General features: G+C 70.4%; 22 protein-coding genes. 14 read left to right on the top strand and 8 right to left on the bottom strand.

Features of this window, described 5'->3' with window-relative positions:
- Nucleotides 1-152: 152 nt before the first annotated feature.
- Nucleotides 153-1,574, top strand: coding sequence for a helix-turn-helix domain-containing protein (locus AB0E94_RS10320; RefSeq protein WP_360324714.1), 1,422 nt, complete (start codon nucleotides 153-155; stop codon nucleotides 1,572-1,574).
- Nucleotides 1,575-2,498: 924 nt separating this feature from the next.
- Here AB0E94_RS10320 and AB0E94_RS10315 read toward each other — a convergent pair.
- From AB0E94_RS10315 to AB0E94_RS10305, 3 genes are all read right to left on the bottom strand, one after another.
- A complete protein-coding gene (locus tag AB0E94_RS10315) occupies nucleotides 2,499-3,017 on the bottom strand; it encodes a DUF402 domain-containing protein (protein ID WP_360324711.1) in 519 nt (172 codons plus the stop codon).
- Nucleotides 3,014-3,400 carry a RidA family protein gene (locus AB0E94_RS10310; protein ID WP_360324708.1) on the bottom strand — a complete coding sequence of 129 codons (387 nt, stop codon included), beginning with the start codon at nucleotides 3,398-3,400 and terminating at the stop codon, nucleotides 3,014-3,016. Before AB0E94_RS10310 ends, AB0E94_RS10315 begins: the two co-directional genes overlap by 4 nt.
- A gap of 62 nt (nucleotides 3,401-3,462) precedes the next feature.
- Nucleotides 3,463-4,893: an ATP-binding protein gene (locus tag AB0E94_RS10305; RefSeq protein WP_360324705.1), complete on the bottom strand. Its 1,431-nt coding sequence runs from the start codon at nucleotides 4,891-4,893 to the stop codon at nucleotides 3,463-3,465.
- 104 nt (nucleotides 4,894-4,997) lie between these two features.
- Here AB0E94_RS10305 and AB0E94_RS10300 point away from each other — a divergent pair, with 104 nt between their 5' ends.
- The 3 genes from AB0E94_RS10300 to AB0E94_RS10290 are packed head-to-tail and all read left to right on the top strand — an operon-like array spanning nucleotide 4,998 to nucleotide 6,625.
- A complete protein-coding gene (locus tag AB0E94_RS10300) occupies nucleotides 4,998-5,183 on the top strand; it encodes an antitoxin (RefSeq protein WP_360324702.1) in 186 nt (61 codons plus the stop codon).
- Nucleotides 5,184-5,228: 45 nt separating this feature from the next.
- The gene (locus AB0E94_RS10295; RefSeq protein WP_360324700.1) at nucleotides 5,229-6,035 is read left to right on the top strand and encodes a methyltransferase domain-containing protein; all 807 of its coding nucleotides are present in this window, start codon (nucleotides 5,229-5,231) and stop codon (nucleotides 6,033-6,035) included.
- Between the two features lie 32 nt (nucleotides 6,036-6,067).
- Nucleotides 6,068-6,625, top strand: a complete 558-nt coding sequence (locus AB0E94_RS10290; protein ID WP_360324697.1) for a hypothetical protein — start codon at nucleotides 6,068-6,070, stop codon at nucleotides 6,623-6,625.
- A 26-nt stretch (nucleotides 6,626-6,651) separates the two neighbouring features.
- Here the strand turns inward: AB0E94_RS10290 and AB0E94_RS10285 are convergent, their stop codons facing one another.
- Nucleotides 6,652-7,578, bottom strand: a complete 927-nt coding sequence (locus AB0E94_RS10285) for a hypothetical protein (RefSeq protein WP_360324694.1) — start codon at nucleotides 7,576-7,578, stop codon at nucleotides 6,652-6,654.
- A 66-nt stretch (nucleotides 7,579-7,644) separates the two neighbouring features.
- On the opposite strand from AB0E94_RS10285, the gene AB0E94_RS10280 reads away from it, so the two are divergent.
- On the top strand, nucleotides 7,645-8,043 hold the full coding sequence (locus AB0E94_RS10280; RefSeq protein ID WP_360324692.1) for an SRPBCC family protein: 399 nt from the start codon (nucleotides 7,645-7,647) through the stop codon (nucleotides 8,041-8,043).
- Here AB0E94_RS10280 and AB0E94_RS10275 read toward each other — a convergent pair.
- Nucleotides 8,012-8,362 (bottom strand): hypothetical protein, encoded by a 351-nt coding sequence (locus AB0E94_RS10275; RefSeq protein WP_360324689.1) that lies wholly within the window; start codon nucleotides 8,360-8,362, stop codon nucleotides 8,012-8,014. The two genes, AB0E94_RS10280 and AB0E94_RS10275, sit on opposite strands and share 32 nt — an antisense overlap.
- Before the next feature lie 203 nt (nucleotides 8,363-8,565).
- On the opposite strand from AB0E94_RS10275, the gene AB0E94_RS10270 reads away from it, so the two are divergent.
- The 7 genes from AB0E94_RS10270 to AB0E94_RS10240 all read left to right on the top strand — a co-directional run bounded on the left by AB0E94_RS10270 (nucleotide 8,566) and on the right by AB0E94_RS10240 (nucleotide 14,944).
- Entirely contained in the window at nucleotides 8,566-9,690 is a 1,125-nt protein-coding gene (locus tag AB0E94_RS10270; protein ID WP_360324686.1) for an ABC transporter substrate-binding protein, read from the top strand.
- Entirely contained in the window at nucleotides 9,683-10,579 is an 897-nt protein-coding gene (locus AB0E94_RS10265) for an ABC transporter permease (protein ID WP_360324683.1), read from the top strand. Before AB0E94_RS10270 ends, AB0E94_RS10265 begins: the two co-directional genes overlap by 8 nt.
- A complete protein-coding gene (locus AB0E94_RS10260; protein ID WP_360324680.1) occupies nucleotides 10,567-11,334 on the top strand; it encodes an ABC transporter permease subunit in 768 nt (255 codons plus the stop codon). Before AB0E94_RS10265 ends, AB0E94_RS10260 begins: the two co-directional genes overlap by 13 nt.
- Nucleotides 11,331-12,350, top strand: coding sequence for an ABC transporter ATP-binding protein (locus tag AB0E94_RS10255; RefSeq protein ID WP_360324678.1), 1,020 nt, complete (start codon nucleotides 11,331-11,333; stop codon nucleotides 12,348-12,350). The genes AB0E94_RS10260 and AB0E94_RS10255 overlap by 4 nt, the downstream gene beginning before the upstream one ends.
- Before the next feature lie 114 nt (nucleotides 12,351-12,464).
- Entirely contained in the window at nucleotides 12,465-13,841 is a 1,377-nt protein-coding gene (locus tag AB0E94_RS10250) for a cellulase family glycosylhydrolase (RefSeq protein ID WP_360324675.1), read from the top strand.
- A gap of 102 nt (nucleotides 13,842-13,943) precedes the next feature.
- Nucleotides 13,944-14,312 carry a metalloregulator ArsR/SmtB family transcription factor gene (locus AB0E94_RS10245; protein ID WP_360324672.1) on the top strand — a complete coding sequence of 123 codons (369 nt, stop codon included), beginning with the start codon at nucleotides 13,944-13,946 and terminating at the stop codon, nucleotides 14,310-14,312.
- A complete protein-coding gene (locus AB0E94_RS10240) occupies nucleotides 14,309-14,944 on the top strand; it encodes an SRPBCC family protein (RefSeq protein WP_360324670.1) in 636 nt (211 codons plus the stop codon). Before AB0E94_RS10245 ends, AB0E94_RS10240 begins: the two co-directional genes overlap by 4 nt.
- 1 nt (nucleotide 14,945) lies before the next feature.
- On the opposite strand, the gene AB0E94_RS10235 is transcribed toward AB0E94_RS10240, so the two are convergent.
- The gene (locus tag AB0E94_RS10235; RefSeq protein ID WP_360324668.1) at nucleotides 14,946-15,911 is read right to left on the bottom strand and encodes a sulfotransferase; all 966 of its coding nucleotides are present in this window, start codon (nucleotides 15,909-15,911) and stop codon (nucleotides 14,946-14,948) included.
- A gap of 50 nt (nucleotides 15,912-15,961) precedes the next feature.
- On the opposite strand from AB0E94_RS10235, the gene AB0E94_RS10230 reads away from it, so the two are divergent.
- A complete protein-coding gene (locus AB0E94_RS10230) occupies nucleotides 15,962-16,300 on the top strand; it encodes an MmcQ/YjbR family DNA-binding protein (protein ID WP_360324665.1) in 339 nt (112 codons plus the stop codon).
- A 73-nt stretch (nucleotides 16,301-16,373) separates the two neighbouring features.
- Here AB0E94_RS10230 and AB0E94_RS10225 read toward each other — a convergent pair whose 3' ends face one another.
- Complete coding sequence (locus AB0E94_RS10225; protein ID WP_360325116.1) at nucleotides 16,374-17,600, bottom strand: IS110 family transposase; 1,227 nt, start codon at nucleotides 17,598-17,600, stop codon at nucleotides 16,374-16,376.
- A gap of 242 nt (nucleotides 17,601-17,842) precedes the next feature.
- Nucleotides 17,843-18,883: an ABC transporter substrate-binding protein gene (locus tag AB0E94_RS10220; protein WP_360324663.1), complete on the bottom strand. Its 1,041-nt coding sequence runs from the start codon at nucleotides 18,881-18,883 to the stop codon at nucleotides 17,843-17,845.
- 195 nt (nucleotides 18,884-19,078) lie between these two features.
- Here AB0E94_RS10220 and AB0E94_RS10215 point away from each other — a divergent pair, with 195 nt between their 5' ends.
- Complete coding sequence (locus AB0E94_RS10215; protein ID WP_360325113.1) at nucleotides 19,079-20,038, top strand: iron ABC transporter permease; 960 nt, start codon at nucleotides 19,079-19,081, stop codon at nucleotides 20,036-20,038.
- The last annotated feature ends 2 nt before the right edge of the window (nucleotides 20,039-20,040 follow it).

Genomic DNA, 20,040 nt, shown 5'->3' with positions numbered 1-20,040 from the left:
CGCGTTCTTCCTCGTGGAAGAACTTCACTCTCACGGATCACACCAGCCCCCATGAAGACTGTTTCCGAGGAAAGAAGTGCGAAAATTCTGTTAGGGTCAAACCCGTGACCGCTTCACTTTCACCTTCTTCTCAGGCGAGCGCTGAGCCATCGGTGGACCTCGTAACGCTCGGGCAGCGCCTCCGGCACCTCCGGCGGACCCGTGGCATGACCCTCGACCAGCTCAGCGACGCGGTCGGGCGGGCGCCGTCCCAGCTGTCGCTCATCGAGAACGGCAAGCGGGAGCCCAAACTGTCGGTGCTCCAGGCGATCGCGGGGGCTCTGGGCGTACCCATGCAGGATCTGCTTCGCCCGGAGGCGCCGAGCCGGCGCGCCGGCCTGGAGATCGAGCTCGCCCACTTCCAGCAGAACCCCGCCTACCAGGCGCTCGGCCTGCCGGTGGTGAAAGCCGGCCGGCGGCTGCCCGCCGACGCCCTCGAATCGCTGATCGGCATGCACCGCGAGCTCAACCGGGTGCTCACCGAACAGACCGCGACCCCCGAGGTGGCGCGGCGCGCCAACGCGCAGCTGCGCGCCGACATGCGGCGCCGCGACAACTACTTCGCCGAGATCGAGGCGGCGGCGGCCAGAGTTCTTCAATCGGTACGGCACACGACCGGCCCGCTGTCACAACGAGGCATCCTCGACATCGCCGCGCAGATCGGGTTCAGCCTGCACTACGTCAACGACCTGCCGGCCTCCACCCGGTCGGTGACCGATCTGAAGAACCGCAGAATTTATCTCCCACAGGTGGCCAGCGGCAAAGGCCACGACCCGCGTGCGGTGGTGCTGCAGACGCTCGGGCACTTCGTCCTCGGGCACAACGACCCGTCCGACTACGGCGACTTCCTGCGGCAGCGGGTCGAGGTCAACTACTTCGCGGCGGCACTGCTCATGCCGGAGAAGTTCGCCGTCGGCTTCCTCGCCGAGGCCAAAGCCGACCGGGCACTCGCCATCGACGACTTCCGCGACGCGTTCGGGGTGTCCTACGAGACGGCCGCCCACCGGTTCACCAACCTGGCGACCCACCACTTCGGGATTCCGGTGCACTTCGCGCGGGTCCACGAGACCGGCATCGTCTACAAGGCGTATGAGAACGACAACGTGCGTTTCCCGTCCGACGTGACCGGGGCGATCGAGGGCCAGCCCGTCTGCCGCAAGTGGGCGTCCCGCACCGTCTTCGAGGCTGAGGACCCCTACTCGTCGTTCTACCAGTTCACCGACACCGGCGCCGGGACGTACTGGTGCACCGTGCACGTCGAGTCGACCCGCTCCGGCGAGTTCTCGGTCACCGTCGGCACGCCCTACGAGCACGCCCGCTGGTTCCGGGGCGGCGACGTGCCCGGGCGCACCGTGTCGACCTGCCCCGACCCGGACTGCTGCCGGCGGCCGCCGGTCGCCCTGGTCGACCGGTGGGCGGGCAACGCCTGGCCGAGCGCCCGGGTCCACTCGCACCTGCTGGCCGCCCTGCCGCCGGGCACCTTCCCGGGAGTCGACAACCGCGACGTCTACGACTTCCTGGACCGCCGAGCCTGACCCTTCATCTGGTACGCCGCCGGCCGCCCTTCGCCGGACCACACCTCCCGTGGCGGCCACGCAAGCCAGGCGACACTCCCGGCCGAACCGCGACCGCCGGGCTGATCCGCCGGTCCCGGCCACCCCTCCCGCGATCTTGTTGACTTCGGGCACACCTCCCGCCCTCGAGTTCGCCACTTTGCGCACCGACATTGCAGGTCAGGGTCGACGCTGAAGTGAATCTTGCATTCGTCCTGGTCAGCGCCATCCTCAGCGAACTCCGCAAGATCACCGTGAAGTCTGATGACCTTGGGCGGCCGTCCAGAGGCGATGCCGAAAGCGGGCCGCCGAAAGCGGGTCCATCGGCCGCAGCGATGGCCGGCGCGCATGTTCGCCGGGCCGCAGCGATGGTCAGCGCACACGTTCGCCTGGGCGCAGCGATGGTCAGCGCACACGTTCGCCGATCGTGTGCGCCTGCTTCGCTCCGACGGGGACGGGCGCACACGTTGTGCCGTCCGTGTGCGCCTGCCATCGCTCCGGCGAGGATGAAGTCGCACGTTGCCGCATTGTGTGCGCTGGCCGTCGCGCTGGAGGGTGGCGACCATGCCGGGCCGGGCGCCGGCGACCGCAACGAACAGCCCCCTTGTCGCGGAGGGCAACGTTCGCCGCTGCTCCTTCCCGCCGTCCATCCCGACGGACACCCGGTGCGCTGTCGCCGTGGGCGGCGGCGTCCACAAGGCCGGCGCAACCGACGCGACCGATCCCCGAATGGCGAAACTCGAGTCCCGCCGAACTCCACAAGATCAACGGGCGGGCCGGGCCGCGACTCACTCCGGCACGGCCAGCCGTCGCCCAGCCAGGTAATGGCGCTCGTATTCCGATGGTCAGCGACGGCTCGCGGTCCTGGCCGTGACCGCGCCGGCCGGCCCCGGCCCCGACCGCGGCTCACGGGAGCGGCGGCCGGCTGAGGAAGGTGTCCAGGCGGTGGCGGGCGGCGGCCTCGAACGGCTGGACGGCCGCCGACATGCGGGTGTACAGGTCGTCGCATGTGGCCCGGGCGGAGGCGATCACCTCCGGCGGGTAGCCGTACCGGATCTGGTGCTCGGCGAACTCGTCCTCGTCGAGCACCGCCACCGAGCCGTCCCACTGCCTGATCACGTCCAGGTCCAGGTCGACGGCGCGTACCACACCGTCGATCACCCGTGGCCGGTCGGTGATGTCGATGTAGACCGCGATCGACGACGCCGACGACGGCGCGTTGATCGAGGCGATCCAGCAGCCGGATGCCGGAACCAGCATCACGAAGTCGTGGAGCTGCGGAAACGTCTCACCGTCGCCGCGGCGCATGCTGATCCCGGCCCGCCCGCCGAGCCACAGTCCGTGTTCGTCCTCGCCGAGCGGCTCCAGGTCGCATTCCCAGTGCCGGAGCCCGCCCCACTTGGTGAACCGGACCTCACCCGTCATGCCGGCACCGCGGCGACGGCCTCGATCTCGATCAGCAGGTCCGGCCGGAACAGCCCGGCCACCCGCACCAGCGAACTGGCCGGCGGACGGGCCGTGTCGACGAACTCGTCGCGGATCGACCGGATCGCCGGCAGCTCATCGATTCCGGTCACGAAATAGGTCAGCTTGATCACGTCGCCCCAGCCGGCCCCGCCCGCGGCGAGCGCCGCCTCCACGTTGCGGAACGTCAGGCGGGTCTGGCCGGCCCAGCCCTCGGGCACCTTGCCGTCCGCGTCGATCGGCACCTGCCCGGAGATGTACACGAGCCGGCTGCCCGGCGCGACGACGACGGTGTGGCTGTACCCGTTCGGGGCGGGCGGCCCCGGAAAGTCGATGATCGCCATCCGTCCACCCTAGAGACCCGTCGCTGACCGCGTGCCCACGCACCACAGGTCGGCACGCGGGTTCAGGGGCGGAGGGCCCGGATCGCGGTGAGCAGGTCGGACTGGGAGATCGGGGTGACGCCCGCGCCCCGGGCGTCCTGCATCGCCTTGGTCAGCTGGACCCGGCGCAGCACCTCCTTGATGTCGGCGCCGGTCATGCCGGTGCTGGCCACCCCCAGCGCGGCCAGGTCGAGGTCGTCGGCGAACATCCGGAACCCGGGTGTCTCGTGGGCGCTGATCAACCCGCGGATCATCTTGCGGAAGATCTCCGCGCGGGACGTCTCGTCCGGTTTCGGGACGCTGATCTTGACGTCGAAGCGGCCGGACCTGATCAGCGACTCGTCGACCCGGTGCGGGAAGTTGGTGGTGGCGACCACGATGACGTTCGGGTTCTCCTCGATCAGGTCGTTCATCTCCTGCTTGAAGATGCCGGCGACCGCGTTCAGGGCCTGGCTGGCGGCGTCCCCGCCCATCCCGGCGTAGCTGACGATCGAGTCGAACTCGTCGAACAGCATCAAGGTGGGCGTCCGGTACCGGCGGGCGTCCCGGAAGATCTGCTTGATGTTGCGTTCCGAGCCGCCCAGGTACTTGTCGAGGATCTCCGGGGTGCGGATCTCGCGGAAGTCGGCGCCGATCTCGTTGGCCAGCGCACGGGACAGCATGGTCTTGCCGGTGCCGGGTGGCCCGTACATCAGCAGGCCCTGCGGGCGACGGGCCCCCCACCGTGCCATCGCCTCGGGATGCCGGAAGGAGACGGCTATCTGGCGCAGTTCGGCGACGACGTCGGCGAGGCCGCCGACGTGATCGAGGGTGACCGACTGGGTGGTGGCGGGGGCGCCGGCCTGGCGGCCGATCACGTAGCGGCGGCCGCTCAGCGATTCGGGCCCGGCGAGGTCGGCGACGGCCTGGAGGGTGAGGGTGACGAAGGCCCGCAGGTGGGCGACGCCGACGGCGTCGCGCGGGATCCGCGATTCGAGGCGGGCGACACCGTCGCGGTAGGTCACCGTCGCTTCGATGCCGGCGGCGGCGTCGGCGAGCAGTCCGGGTTCGCGGTCGACCGGCTTCTCCAGACCCAGGGTTCGGTACGCGACAGCCGCGGCCATTCCCACTCCGTCGACGAGACGTGTCACCACCTGGTCCCCGGCGGCGATGCGGCGGGCGAGGAGACGGCCGAGCGGGTCGATGTCCAGGACGATGCCGCGCATCCGCTGCTGGGTGGCCTCCGGTGAGGTCCGGGTCTCGATGCGGGCGGTGAAGACGTGCTCGCTGCCGCCGGTGCCGTCGACGGTCAGGTCCACCCGGTGCACCGGTTCCGGCCAGGTGGCCCGCTGCAGCAGGTCGACCGGGTTGACCCGGGCGGCGGCGAGCAGGGTGCCGGCGTCGACGAGCTCGACGGTGGCCCCGGCGTGTTCGAAGGTCTCGCTGTGCGGCCGGGTGGAACTCGCGTCGGTCATCTGCCGTCTCCCGCCGGGTCGGGTGCCTGACGTACTCCCCCAGCGTGACACGCGATCGCATGGACGGCTGTTTGCCCGGGACGGGGGCGGGGAAACCGCTGGTCATGAGTGACTTCCTGAGCAGGGCCAAGAGTTTCGCCGACCAGCACGACGAGAAGGTGGATCAGGCGCTGGAGAAGGTGGGCGACCAGATCGACGAGCGGACCGGCAACAAGTACTCGGAGCACATCGACCGGGGTGTGGACGAGGCGCAGCGGCGCACCGGCGAGGGTGACACGGTTCCGGGCTGAGAAATGCGGTGGCCCGGCCGGCGCCGGCCGGGCCACGATTCCACGATGGATCGCACCACGAGCGAGATCGTCGAGTTCTACACCGGGTACGACGAGGCCGGGCGCCTGGATCGGAGGCCGTCGTTCCAGCTGGAGCGGATCCGGACCGGGGAGCTGCTGGCGGGTCATCTGCCAGCCGCGCCGGCATCGATCCTGGACGTCGGCGGTGGCCCGGGGGCGTACGCCCGCCCGCTGCTCACGGCCGGCTACCGGGTGCGGCTGGTCGACGTGGTGCCGGCGCATGTGGAGCAGGCGCGGGCCGGGCAGCCGCCGGTGGACGCGGTGGTCGGGGACGCCCGGTCGCTGCCGGAGCCGGATCACGCCTATGACGCGACGCTGCTGTTCGGGCCGCTCTACCACCTGCTGGACCGGGCGGACCGGGTGCGGGCGCTGCGTGAGGCGGTGCGGGTGACCCGGCCGGGCGGGGTGGTGCTGGCCGCGGCGATCTCCCGGTTCGCGGGGCCGCTGGACTTCGCCGCGACCGGCCGGTTCACGTCGGAGCGGCTCTACGCGGAGGCCGGGCAGATCCTCGCCGACGGGCGCAACCATCCAGGGCTGGGGTTCACGCACGCGTACTTCCATCGGGTGTCCGAACTGGCCGGCGAGTGCCGGGAGGCCGGGCTGGCCGACGTGACGGTGCACGGCATCGAGGGTCCGGCGTGGCCGGCGGCGGAGGCCGCGGCGGGCACCCCGAACGAGCGGGCGGTGCTGGACGGCGCGCTGGCGCTGGCCCGGCTCTACAGCTCGGAGCCGGACGTGGTCCCGGTGAGCGCCCACCTGATGGCCGTGTCGATCACCCCCGGCGGACGATGACGCGTGGGTGAACACGGTGCGAAGATGTCGGCATGCTGGTCGTCTTCGCGCACAGCAACACCGGTTCCACGGTCGCCACGCTGCATCGCGGCGACGGTGTGGTGCTCCAGTTACCCGGCTACGACCGGAAGTACCGGGTGCCGCACGATCTGGCGCACTTCGTCACCGAGCGGGCGCTGGAGATGTCCGGCGGGGTGTTCGGCTCGATCGCGGCGGGTGCGGTCTTCAGCAACATGCGGGTGGTGAGCGGCCGTCCGCGCCATGACGCGGCGGCCCGCAGCAAACTGATCCTGGACGGTTGCAAGCAGAGTCTGGGGCTGGCCGAGCTGCTCGCCGGGATGGTGCACCACGCGGTGGAGACGGGCATCCCGGAGCAGGCGCCGGTGCTTGTCCGTAAGGCGTGGGGCTCGTTGCAGGCCGGCGAGATGCCGTGGCCGGACGAGGTGGTCGCCGGGGCCGCGACGGCGCTGTCCGGGCTGGTCACCGACTTCGAGGCGCAGGGCTCGGTCAAGGTGACCTGGCCGGAGCATCTGGTGGCGGCGGTGCCGCCGGCCCGGGGCGTCAGGCGCGGCCGGCGTGGCCGCACCTGACACCCGCGGGTTCTGCCGCACGGGTTCTACTTGACGTAGGTGACCGTGACGTTGGGGTCGGCCGCGTCGCCGGTGGTGTAGACGTACTTCCTGGCCGCGCTGCTCCCGGTCTGGGCGAGCAGCCACTGCGCCGACCAGCGGGCGATCGTCTCGACGCCGACCGCCTGGTCGAGGGTCTGCGCCGAGGTGTCCGGCGCCGCGCCGGCCGGGTTCTGCCCGTTGGTGACGCCGTAGTGGTTGGTGCCGGTGACCGAGATGAACGCCTTCGGCGTGCCGGTGGTCAGGTTGTAGGTGGAGAGGCCCTCGTCCGGGGTCGCGACGCCGTCGGCGAGGCCCTGGATGTAGCCGACCGGCACGGTGTTGAGCACCGGCAGGGCGATCGAGGTGCCGGAGAGGATGTAGTTGCCGCCGTAGGTGACGACCGCCTCCAGCTCGCCCGGCGCGGTGTTCGCGATCGAGCAGAACGGGATGATGCAGAGCCCGGTGCTCAGGCTGAGCGCGGTCGCGGCCCCGAACGAGTGGCCGGACAGCACGAGCGTGTTCTCGTCGATCCGCTTGTGGAGCGGGGACGCCGGGTTGTCGTCCTCGGCCTCGGCCCAGTCGACGGTCCAGCCGGCCTGCGCGCCCTCGGGGAAGAGGCCGCTGGTGCCGAACAGGCTGCGGGTGTGGTTGGGGACGGCCACGACGAAGCCGTACGAGGCGAGCGTCGCCGCGTAGGTGGAGTAGTTCGACTTGTCGACGTTGGCGCCCTGGAGGAAGAGCGCGACCGGCAGCCGGGTGCCGGTCACCGGGTAGTACACGTCGGCGCTGTCACCGTTGATCGTCGTGGCGTAACTCGCGACCGCCGGGGAGGCGCTCGCGGGGGCGGGGGCCACGGTCAGCGCCGTGACCAGGGCGGCAGCCGTCGCCGCGACCGCCGTCCGTTTCCAAGAACGGAACGATGTCACATTCATGGATACGGACTATGTCGATCAATCGGTACGCCGTCAAGAGCCGGAATTTTCTGCGACGATGCCGGAGTGACTTCGGCATCCCGCTACCTCAGCGAGCGCATCGACGTTCCGGCCGGTGACGTGTACACGTTCACCAGCGACCCGGCCAACCTGCCGGCCTGGGCGCCCGGCCTGGCCACGTCGGTGACCCGGGAGGACGACAGGTGGCTGATCGGCGACGACGGCGCCGAGCTGGTCTTCACACCCCGCAACGAATTCGGCGTGCTGGACCACTGGGTGCGCCCGCCGGACGGCGACGAGGTCTACGCGCCGATGCGGGTCATCCCGGACGGCGACGGGGCGGAAATCATGTTCACGCTGCGGCGGCTGCCGTGGATGACCGACGACGACTTCGACCAGGACGCCGACGCAGTGCAGGCCGACCTGACCCGGCTCAAAGAGGTGCTTGAGTCCGGGCGCCGGTGATCCGTACCGAATAGAGAAAAAGCAGAACCTGAAGCCCCGGCACCGCCAGGACCACCGCCAGCATCGGGCCCCGCGGGTCCATGGCCAGGTGCAGCACCATCATGAGCCCGCTCAGGACCAGCAGGGTGATCCACGCCGCACGGTCGGCGGGCCGGCGCAACAGCGAGAGACCGCACGGCACACAGACCAGCGCGAGCACCCCGAGAGCGGCGAAGAGCGCGGGAGCGTGCCCGGCGTGACCGCCGGCGAGCGCCAGGTGAACGGCGACGCCCGCGACTCCGGCCGCCGCGGCGAGCCGGGCGAGGGCGGCGTGATCCACATCGGTGAGTCTGCCATATAACAGTCGTCCAACGACTGCTTTCGATCATGCCCTCCGCATGGAAAAGTGCAGGCTACCCCCAGGCGACGGCGGTAGGGCCGAATTCGCCCCCTGGCCTCCTGCCGTATGCCCGTCCTCCACCCGGCACTTCCATGATCCACCAGCGCGCACCGGTCGCCGGTGCCGCAGAAGGAGGAACTCCAGTGCGCACCACCCTTGCCCGCTCCGCAGTCACCACCCTGACGGCTGCCGCGATGATCGCCTTCGCCGGCGCCTGCTCGCCCCCGGAGAAGGAGTCCGAGGCCGCCACGAGCAAGGCCGGGACCGCCACCAGCGCCGCCGACCTGGGCGGCCTGGACGCCCTGATCGCCGAGGCCAAGAAGGAGGGGCAGCTCAACGTCATCGCGCTGCCGCCGGACTGGGCCAACTACGGCGAGATCATCAAGGCGTTCGGCACGAAGTACGGCATCAAGGTCAACTCGGCCCAGCCGGACGGCTCCAGCCAGGACGAGATCAACGCCGCCACCCAGCTCAAGGGCCAGGACACCGCCCCTGACGTGTTCGACCTGGGCGTCTCGGTGGCGACCGCGAACACCGCGCTGTTCGCTCCGTACAAGGTGGAGAAGTTCGCCGAGATCCCGGACAGCCTCAAGGACGCCAGTGGCACCTGGGTCAACGACTACGGCGGCTACATGTCGATCGGCTACGACAGCGCCAAGGTGCCCGCCCCGACCAGCGTCGCCGACCTGCTGAAGGCCGAGTACAAGGGCAAGGTCGCGCTGAACGGCGACCCGACCCAGGCCGGTGCGGCGTTCGGTGGCGTGCAGATGGCGTCGCTGGCCAACGGCGGCACCGTCGAGGACATCGCCAAGGGCGTCGAGTTCTTCGCGAACCTGAAGAAGGCCGGCAACTTCCTGCCGGTCGACCCGACCGCGGCCACCATCGAGTCCGGCCAGACCCCGGTCGTCTTCGACTGGGACTACCTGAACGCCGCCGAGTCGAAGAAGCTGCCCACCTGGAAGGTCTTCGTGCCGTCCGGGGCGGTCCTCGGCTCGTACTACGTGCAGGCCATCAACAAGGACGCCCCGCACCCGGCCGCGGCCCGGCTCTGGCAGGAGTTCCTCTACTCCGACGAGGGCCAGAACCTGTGGCTCAAGGGTGGCGCCCGCCCGGTCCGCGCCGACGCCATGCAGAAGGCCGGCACCATCGACGCGGCCGCGTTCGCCGCGCTGCCCGCCATCGAGGGCACCGCGGTCATCCCGACCGAGGCGCAGAGCGCCAAGGCCAAGGAGTACCTGACCGCGAACTGGGCCAAGGCAATTGGCTGAGATCGCCGCGGACGCTCCGCAGCGCGTGGCCGCCCGGCCACGCCTGCGGGGCGCCGCCCTGCTCGGCACGGTCCCGTTCTTCGCGTTCGTGACGATCTTCCTGGTCATCCCGACCCTGACGGTGGTGATCGGCGCGTTCACCGGTGACGGCGGGCGCGGCTTCACCCTGGCCAACGTCCGTGCCCTCACCGACGACTACATCGTCGCCGCGTTCGGCCGCAGCATCACGCTGTCCGCGTCCAGCGCGCTGATCGGCGCGGTGCTCGGCGCGATCCTGGCGTACGCGCTGGTCACCGCGAAACCGGACGGGCTGCTGCGCCGGCTGGTCACCGCGGCTGCCGGGGTGCTCGCCCAGTTCGGCGGCGTCACGCTCGCGTTCGCGTTCCTGGCGACCATCGGGCTGTCCGGCTTCGTGACGATCTGGCTCCAGGAGCACGGGCTCGACCCGTACGCCAACGGGGTCTGGCTGTTCGAGCTGCCCGGCCTGACGCTGGTGTACACGTACTTCCAGATCCCGCTCATGGTGATCGTCTTCCTGCCCGCGCTGGACGGCATCCGCCCACAGTGGCGGGAGGCGCACGTCAGCCTGGGCGGCAACACCTGGCAGTACTGGACCCGGGTGGCCGGCCCCCTGCTCGCCCCCGCGTTCCTCGGTTCGACGCTGCTGCTGTTCGCCAACGCCTTCTCCGCGTACGCGACCGCCGCCGCCCTGGTCAGCCAGGGCAGCCCGATCGTCCCGCTGCAGATCCGCGGCGCCCTGACCAGCGAGGTCGTGCTCGGCCAGGCCAACCTGGGCAAGGCGATGGCGCTCGGCATGGTGGTCGTGGTCGCCGTGGTGATGGCCCTCTACTCGCTGCTGCAGAAGAGGACCGCGAAATGGCTCGGGTGATCTTCAGGTGGACCGTCCTCTCCGTGATGGGCGTGTTCTTCCTCCTGCCGCTGGTCGCGATGGTGGAGTTCAGCACCCGCGACGCGAAGACCTGGCCGCTGCTGCTCGACTGGCCGCGCCTGAGCTCCGAGTACCCGGCGCTGGCCGAGGGCATCGTGGCCTCGCTGGCGCAGGCGGCGCTCACCTCGCTGCTGATGCTGGCGCTGCTGGTGCCGACCGCGGTCTGGGTCCGGCTGCGGTTGCCGCGGCTGCGCCGGCTGGTCGAGTTCCTCTGCCTGCTGCCGCTGACCATCCCGGCGATCGTGCTGGTGGTCGGCCTGGCCCCGGTGTACGCCTGGGTCAACTACTTCCTCGGCGGCTCGTCGCTGACGCTGGTGTTCGCCTACACCATCCTGGTGCTGCCGTACGCGTACCGGGCGATCGACGCCGGCCTGTCCGCGATCGACGTGAAGACCCTTGCCGAGGCGGCCCGCAGCCTGGGCGCCGGCTGGTTCACCGTGATCGTGCGGGTGGTGCTGCCGAACATCCGCTCGGCCGTGCTGTCCGCCGCGTTCCTGACCGTCGCGCTGGTGCTCGGCGAGTTCACCATCGCGTCGCTGCTGCACCGCACCAACCTGCAGGTCGCCATCGAGTTCCTGGGCAAGAGCAGCGCCGGGGTGTCGGTGGCGGTGTCGCTGGCCGCGCTGCTGCTCGCGTTCGTGCTGCTCCTAGTCCTGTCCCTGGCGGGTAATCGCCGGAAAGGAAAGATCTCATGACCGGCGTCGCCGTTCACCTCGACGGGCTGCGCCGCACGTTCGGCAGCGTGCACGCCCTCGACGACCTGGACCTGTCGATCGAGCCGGGCGAGCTGATCGCGCTGCTCGGGCCGTCCGGCTGCGGCAAGACCACCGCGCTGCGGATCCTGGCCGGGCTGGAGGACGCCACCGCCGGGCGGGTCCTGGTCGGCGGCAAGGACATCACCCGGCTGCCGGCCAACCGTCGCGGCATGGGGATGGTGTTCCAGGCGTACAGCCTCTTCCCGCATCTGAACGCCCTGCAGAACGTGGAGTTCGGCCTGCGGCTCCGGAAAGGCCGTGCTCCGAAGGAGAAGGCCGCCGAGATGCTGGACCTGGTCGGCCTCGGCAGCTTCGGCAGCCGGTACCCGCATCAGCTCTCCGGCGGGCAGCAGCAGCGGGTCGCGCTGGCCCGGGCGCTGGCCATCGAGCCGCAGGTGCTGCTGCTCGACGAGCCGTTGTCGGCGCTGGACGCCAAGGTCCGGGTGCAGCTGCGGGACGAGATCCGCCGGATCCAGACCGAGGTCGGCACCACCACCCTGTTCGTCACCCACGACCAGGAGGAGGCCCTCGCGGTCGCCGACCGGGTCGGTGTGATGCGGGCCGGGAAGCTGGAGCAGCTGGCCACCCCGTCGGAGGTCTACCTGCGGCCGGCGACCGCGTTCGTGGCCGATTTCGTCGGCACCAGCAACCGCCTGCCGGGAACGGTTTCCGGCGAGGTGGTCGAAGTGCTCGGCAACCGGCTGCCACTGGTGAGCCCGCACTCCGGTGGCGCGGTAACCGCGCTGATCCGGCCCGAGGCGGTCGAGGTGACACCCGACCCGGAGAGCACGGCGAAGGTGCTGACCAGCAGTTTCCTCGGTCCGACGAGCCGGGTCACGGTGTCCGTCGGGGACCACCTGGTGATCGCCCAGGTGCCGAGTGGACGGCTGCCCGAACTGACCCCGGGCACCGGGGTCCGGGTGACGATCCAGCCGGTGGCGGTCGCCCTGGAATAGACGCCGGTTAACGCAGGCGTTACAGTCGGGGTTCCTGGGAGCGCTCCCAGGGCGGGTTCCCCCACTGCCGGTCCCCAACGGCAGCCCGCACCCATCCCCCGAGGTGATGCTTTCGTGAAACGCCGGACAGCAACGGTCCTGACCACGGTACTCGCCGTGGCGGCCGCATCGACCGCCGCCTTCTTCGCGCTCCCGGCCAGCGCGGAGACGGCGGCGTTCGCCGTGCAGAGCTCGTGGAACAACGGCTACCAGGCCCAGGTGACCGTCAACAACAACACGTCGTCGCAGATCAGCACGTGGAAGGTGGAGCTGACCTTCCCGGCCGGCACGACTGTCGGCCAGTCGTGGAACGCGACGCAGGCCGTCAGCGGGAACACCTACACGTTCACGCCGGCCGGCTGGAACGCGACGATCGCGGCCGGCGCCTCCACCAGCTTCGGGTTCATCGCCAACGGCGCCGGCCGCCCGACCAACTGCCTGGTCAACGGGCAGGCCTGCACCGGGACGACGAACCCGTCCCCGTCGCCGTCCAGCGCCTCGCCTTCGCCGTCCACCTCCACTCCCCCCACGACGGGGACCCCGGTGCAGGTCAACGGGCAGCTCAAGGTCTGCGGGACCAAGCTCTGCAACGAGTACGGCCAGGCGGTCCAGCTCAAGGGCATGAGCACGCACGGCATCCAGTGGTTCCCGAACTGCTACACCGACGCCTCGCTCGACGTGCTCGCCGGCGAGTGGAGCGCGGACCTGTTCCGGATCTCGATGTACGTGCAGGAGCAGGGCTACGAGACCGACCCGGCCGGGTTCACCAACCGGGTGAACAACCTGGTCGAGGAGGCCACCGAGCGTGGCATGTACGCGCTGATCGACTTCCACATCCTCACGCCGGGCGACCCCGCGTACAACCTGGAGCGCGCCAAGACCTTCTTCGCGCAGGTGTCGGCGCGGCACGCGAACAAGAAGAACGTCATCTACGAGATCGCCAACGAGCCGAACGGGGTGAGCTGGGCGCAGATCAAGAACTATGCCGACCAGGTCATCCCGGTGATCCGGGCGAACGACCCGGACGGCGTGGTGATCGTCGGCACCCGGGGCTGGTCCTCACTGGGCGTCTCGGAGGGCTCGAACTCCTCGGAGATCGTGAGCAACCCGGTCAGCGCCGCGAACGTGATGTACGCGTTCCACTACTACGCCGCCTCGCACAAGGACAACTACCGAGCCGAGGTGGAACGGGCCGCGGCCTCGCTGCCGCTGTTCGTGACCGAGTTCGGCACGGTGACCTACACCGGCGACGGCGCGGTCGACACGGCCAGCAGCAACGCCTGGTTCGACCTGCTTGACCGGCTGAAGATCGGGTATGCCAACTGGACGTACTCGGACGCGAGCGAGGGCAGCGCCGCCTTCAAGCCCGGCACCTGCAACGCCGGCTCGTTCGCCGGAACCGGCTCGCTCACCGAGTCGGGCGCGCTGTTGCGTAACCGCATCCGCGCCTGACCCGCCTGCTCCGCCGGGCCCGCCTCCCTTCCACCGGGCGGGCCCGGCGGCCTATCTCAAAAGGCACCACTTATATAAGTCGCATCTGATAGGGTCCTGCTCGTGCATGCGTTCGACGTACTCGGTGATCCGGTCCGCCGCCGGATCCTCGAGCTGCTCGCCGAGGGTGAGCAGACCTCCGGCGCCGTCACCGCGGTAATCCGCGCGGAGTTCGGCATCACCCAGCCGGCCGTGTCCCAGCACCTGCGGGTGCTGCGCGACAACGGTTTCGCCACCGTGCGGCCCGACGGCGCACGCCGCCTCTACGCGGTCGACCACACCGCGCTGCGGCAGGTGGACGAGTGGCTGACCCCGTTCCGGAGGTTCTGGACGCCGCACCTGTCCGCGATGGCCACCGAGGTGGCCCGCGGAAAACGCCTTCGGCGACTCGGCGAAGGCGTCGGGACCAGCGATGCGAGGAGCGCACGATGATCGAGGTCAAAGAGCAGATCAGCAACGTACGGCGGACGATCGGCACCCGCGTGCTGGAGGCCGGTGAGGCGCGGGTGATGACGATCAGCCAGTCCTACGACACCGACCAGGACGACCTGTGGGACGTGGTCACCAATCCGGAGCGGATCCCCCGGTGGTTCCTGCCGGTCTCCGGTGAGCTGCGCCTGGGCGGGAGCTACCAGTTCGAGGGCAACGCCGGCGGCACCATCACGAAGTGCGAGAAGCCGCGCGCGGTGGGCGCCACCTGGGAGTTCGGCGGCCAGGTGAGCTGGGTCGAGGTGCGGATCACCCCGGAGGGCGACGGCCGCGCCCGGTTCGAGCTGGAGCACGTGGCGCACGTCGACGACGAGCACTGGGAGCAGTACGGCCCGGGCGCCGTCGGGCTGGGCTGGGAGGGCGCGTTCTGGGGCCTGGCCAACCACCTGGCGACCCCCGAGGCGACGATCACCCCGGAGGCCGCGATGGAGTGGGCGATGTCGCCCGACGGCATCACGTTCATGCGGCTCAGCGCCGAGGCGTGGACCGAGGCGGACATCGCCTTCGGCACCGACCCGGAGCAGGCCCGCCGCCAGGCCGCGAACACCCTGAAGGCCTACACCGGCCAGGAGTGAGTCACAGGCGGGCGGGCAGGGTGGGGCCGCGCAGGCGGCCCCGGACGTCCTCGGCGCGGTCGCGGGCCGGGCTGATCCGGTCGCGCACCGTCAGCCACGTGCGGATGGCCCGGACCCGGGGTGTGCGGCGGCACTCGGTGGCCGGCTCGTAGCCGAAACGGGTCAGCCGGTCGCCGAAGACCGCCTCGCACCTGGCGATCTCGTCGGCGGTGAGCCGCTCCCGCCAGCTGCCGGCCCGCGCGGTGGTGACGTCCGAGTGGGTCAGCGCGTGCCACGTCTTGTACCCCGGGACGGCGACCGGGGCCAGCTCGGACGGCCGGGCCATCGCCGGGTGGTACTCCTCGCCGAGGAAGTCGCAGATCCGGCGCAGGTGCGGTTCCGGGCCGGCCACCAGGTCCTCGTAACGGACCTGATGGAAGCCGTCCACCGGCAGGGTGCGGGCGGCCCGCAGCGCGTTGTCGGCGGAACGGGCCCACACGTCGATCAGCTCGTCGAGATCACCGGAGCTCCACGGGGCCTCCTTGAGCGACGCCACACAGTCCCGCCCGTCGCGCATGATGTTGATGATCTGCGCGTCCGGGAAGAGCCTGCGGATCGTCGGCAGATGCCGCAGGTAGAGCGGCCGTTTGTCGCCCCAGCGTGGTTTGCCGAAGCGGTGCGCGTACATCCGGAAGACCGTCCCGAACGCCGAACCGAGCGTCGGCGGCGCCGACGTGACCGCGGTGACCACCGCCCCGCTCTCCAGGCCGAGATCGCCGAAGTGCGGGGTGCCGGTGATCCACTCGCCGAGCGCCCGCCGCCGCGCCGGGTCGCCGAGGTCGCCGAACTCCCGGCGGCGCGCATAGCCGGGCAGCAGGAACCGGCTCTCCGGGGGCAGCGCGATCCGGGGGTGTGCGTGCAGCATGAGCTGGAGCATGGTCGTGCCCGAACGCGGGCAGCCGACGACGAAGATCGGTCGGTCAGACATGCCTTAGACCGTAAAATACAGATTGTCTGTTTTGCAAAGAAGAGGCATATATGACCGGTGAAGAGCTGCTCCGCTACTGTCTGGCCAAGCCCGGGGCGTGGCCCGACGAGCCGTGGGAGGGCGACACGGTGGCCAAGGTGGGCGCCAAGATCTTCGCGTTCCTCGGTGGCGGCGACGCCGTCGGCGTCAAGTGCGGCAAGGGCCGCGACCTGGCCGACGAGTGGCTGGCCCGGTACCCCGGCGACGCCACCGCAAGCGCCTACATCGGCCGGCACGGCTGGAACACGTTGCGGCTCGGCGGCGCCATCCCGGACGACGAGATCTACGAGGCGGTCGACGCCTCCTACGACGCGGTGGTGGCCACCCTGCCGAAGAAGGACCGCCCTTGACCAGCCGGGGGCGAGCTGGCCGGCCTCAGCCCGCTCGCCCCCGGACGGGTCAGACACCCCAGCTTCTTAGATGTCAAGCTGCGGCGGGTTGTGCGCGGTGTGACCAGGCGGTGTTCTGGTCGTAGGCAGTGGCGGTTTTGAGGCAGCCGTGGAGGATGCCGACGAGGCGGTTGCCGACTTGACGCAGTGCGGCGTTGTGGCCGACTTCGCGGCCGCGGAGTTCGTTGTAGTAGGCGCGGACGCCGGGGTCGTGCAGGATCGCGACGCCGGCTTGCATGTGCAGGGCGTCGACGAGGCGGTCGTTGTGGATGTACCGGGCGTGGACGGTCTTGGATTTTCCGGACTGGCGGGTGATCGGTGCGGTGCCGGCGTAGTTCTTGCGGGCTTTGGCGTCGGTGTAGCGGTCGGTGGCGTCGCCGAACTCTGCGAGCACCCGGGCGCCGAGGACCGCGCCGATGCCGGGCTGGCTGAGGTAGACCTCAGCGTCCGGGTGCTGGCCAAAATGGGCCTCGACCTGCCGTTCGAGAGTTTTGATCTCCGTGTTCAGGGTTTGCAGGACCGCGGCGATGGCGCGGACCGTGGCTGCGTAGGCGCCGGCGACGATGTCGGCCTGGCCCAGGTGTTCGGTGCGCAGGGCCTGCTGGATCGCGGTGGCCTTGGCCGCGACGTCATGACGGCGGGCCTTGCGCAAGACCGCGCTGATCTGCGTGACGGTCAGTTTCGCCGCCGCGGCCGGGGTGGGTGCCTTGGCCAGCAGTTCGAGGGTGTCGGCGCCGGTGAGAGTCAACGGCTGGTAAGCCGCCAGGGCGGCGGGGAAGTAGTCGCGTAGCGCTGTTCGTAGCCGCAGCGTGTGGCGGGTGCGTTCCCAGATCAAGGTCTGGTGGGCCCGGGCCACGACCTTGACGGCTTCGGCGATGTCGGAGTCCGCGGCGACCTGCCGCAGCTGGTGGCGGCGGGTCCGGACCATGTCAGCCAGGGTGTGCGCGTCGGCCTTGTCGCTCTTGGCGCCCGACAGCGACATACCTTCGCGGTGCCGGGCGGCCTGTTTCGGGTTCACCCCGTAGACCTGGTAGCCGGCCGCGATCAGCGCCCGCACCCACGGTCCACGGTCGGTTTCGATGCACACGAGCACGTCGGAAGGTTTCGCGTCGTCGGGCAGGAACCGGGCCACCAAGTCATGGAAGCGGGCCATCCCGTCCACGCCCTCGGGCAGCCGGACCGCCTTCATCGCCCGGCCATGATCGTCCTGCACCTCCACGTCATGGTGATCTTCCGCCCAGTCGTCACCGACGAACAGCACTTGCGGTCTCCGCTCCGTCACGGGTCCATGTCAGCAGCCTGCGGAAGACTCCAGCGCCCTAATGGACCAGTGCTCACGCCAACGGTCAGCGGGCACGACACCCCATCAGCCGTTCGTCTCCCGGCCACGAGCGGGGGCACGGTCTGACCCCAGGACTCAACATCGGTCCAGGCGAAGAGAGTGCTCACCCGCTCGCGGCTACCAGGCACCGAGTCTGCCAGCGGCTGACCCGGCAGCTCCCATTAGGCGAGCTTCTTGGACTTGGTGATCGCGGCGGTCAGCGCCTCGAGCAGCGGCGCCGAGCCGGCCCAGGAGTAGATCGGCACGGCCTGCCACGGGAAGACCTGGTTGGCCTTGACCGCGGGCAGCGCGCTCCAGCCCGGCTTCGACGCCAGGTCGTTCGGCTGAAGGGTGCCGGTGCGCGCGTCCAGCCAGATGATGTCGGCGTGGTACTTGTCGGCATTTTCCCAGCTCAGCGACTCGTAGTAGTCACCGCCGTCGGTCTTCTCCGGGACGATGACGTCGACGCCGAGCTCCTTGAAGTACATCAGGTCGGACGACACCTTCGGGTTCGACACGTAGAAGATGTCGGCCGCGCCGGAGCCGGCGAGCACCTTGATGCCACCGGCGGCCTTGGCAGCGGCGGACAGGTCGGCGGCGGCCTTCTCGAAGCGGGCCTTGTCGGCTGCCACCTTCGGCGCGTTCAGGTCGGCGCCCAGCGACTTCGCCAGTTCGGCGTACCGCTCGATCGGCTTGGTCAGCGGGACCCGGCCGACGGTGATGGTCGCGGTGGGGGCGAGCTTGAGGATCTGGTCCTTGCTCTCGTCCGGGATGTACCAGTAGGCGCCCGGGTCGAACATGTGGGTGACCAGCAGCTCCGGCGCGAGCGCGGCGTACTTCTCGACCGAGAACTCGCCCCACGCGTTGCCGATGATCTGAACCTTGCCGATGTCCAGCGAGCCGGCCTGCGCCTCGGCGGTGCCGTCGGCCTTCTTGGTCTCGCCGAAGACGCCGACGATCTTGTCCTGGAGGCCCAGGTCGGCCAGCGCGGCGGCGGTGCCGGTGAACGCGACGACCTTGGCCGGGGTCTTGTCGGCCTTGAGATCCTTCGGCTGGTCGTCGGTGAACGCCCACGGGCCGGCGGCGGCAGCGGGAGCGGAGGCGGCCGAGGACCCGGACTCGCCCTTGTCGCCACCGCAGGCGGCGAGCAGCGCGCCGGCACCGACGGCGCCGCCGGCGGCCAGCAGGCCACGACGGGACAAGGAAACCTGCGAATACTTCATCTTCAAGTCTTTCTGGGGTACGACCGGCCCTTAGACCGCGTGCGATGGTTAGGCTAACCTAACGAAACGACTGCGCGTCAACAGGATCTGGAACACCGGGACGGGAGAGCCGCACTGTCCACCATCGACGCCCCTGCCGACCAGGGGCTACGAGCCACGGCGCCGGCACGTCCCGGGCGCCGGTCGTCCGTACGCCTGCTCGGTCTGGCCCTTGCCGTTGCCGCGCTCGTCGCGGTCGCCGTGCTGAGCATCGGATTCGGCGCGCGGTTCCTCTCCCCCGGCGAGGTCTGGGCCGGACTGTGGAACCCGGACTCTCCCTATTACCGGATCGTGCACGAGATGCGCCTGCCCCGGACGCTGCTCGGCCTGATGGTCGGCATGGCGCTCGGCCTGGCCGGCGCGATCATGCAGGCGCTGACCCGCAACCCGCTCGCCGACCCCGGCCTGCTCGGCATCAACGCGGGCGCGTCGGCCGCGGTCGCCACGGCCGCCGTCTTCTTCGGCGTCGGGACCTTCTTCGGGTACGTGTGGTTCGCGCTCGCCGGCGCCGCGGTCGTCACCGCCCTGGTGTACGCGGTCGGCGGCGGACGGTCGGCCACCCCGGCCCGGCTCGCGCTGGCCGGCGCCGCCCTCAACGCGACCTTGCTCTCCTATGTGTCCGCGGTGCTGCTCTCCGACACGCAGGCCATCGACAAGATGAAGTTCTGGACCGCCGGCTCGCTGGCCAGCGCCGACTTCCCCACGGTCGAGCGGCTGCTGCCGTTCTTCGCGGCCGGCCTGCTCACCGGCCTGCTGGTGGCCCGCCCGCTGAACGCGCTGTCGCTCGGCGACGACTCGGCCCGCGCGCTCGGCGCCAACCCGTCGGTGATCCGAGCCGCTGTCATCGTGGCGGTCACCCTGCTCTGCGGCAGCGCCACCGCGGCGTGCGGGCCGATCGTCTTCATCGGGCTGCTCATCCCGCACATGGTCCGCCCGTTCACCGGGCCCGACCTGCGGTGGCTGCTGCCGTACACGGCGATCCTGGCGCCGGTGCTGCTGCTCGGCGCCGACGTGCTCGGCCGCATCCTGGGCAGCCCCGGCGAGCTCCAGGTCGGCACGGTCACCGCGGTCCTCGGCGGCCCCCTGTTCCTCTATCTCGTGCGAGCCGCCCGATGACC

Origin of the sequence: Actinoplanes sp. NPDC026670 (genome assembly GCF_040638175.1) — a bacterium.
In the GTDB taxonomy this organism is placed as follows: Bacteria; Actinomycetota; Actinomycetes; order Mycobacteriales; family Micromonosporaceae; genus Actinoplanes.
Note: the sequence above shows the minus strand (reverse complement) of the source record. Positions and strands in the feature narration are given on the sequence as shown.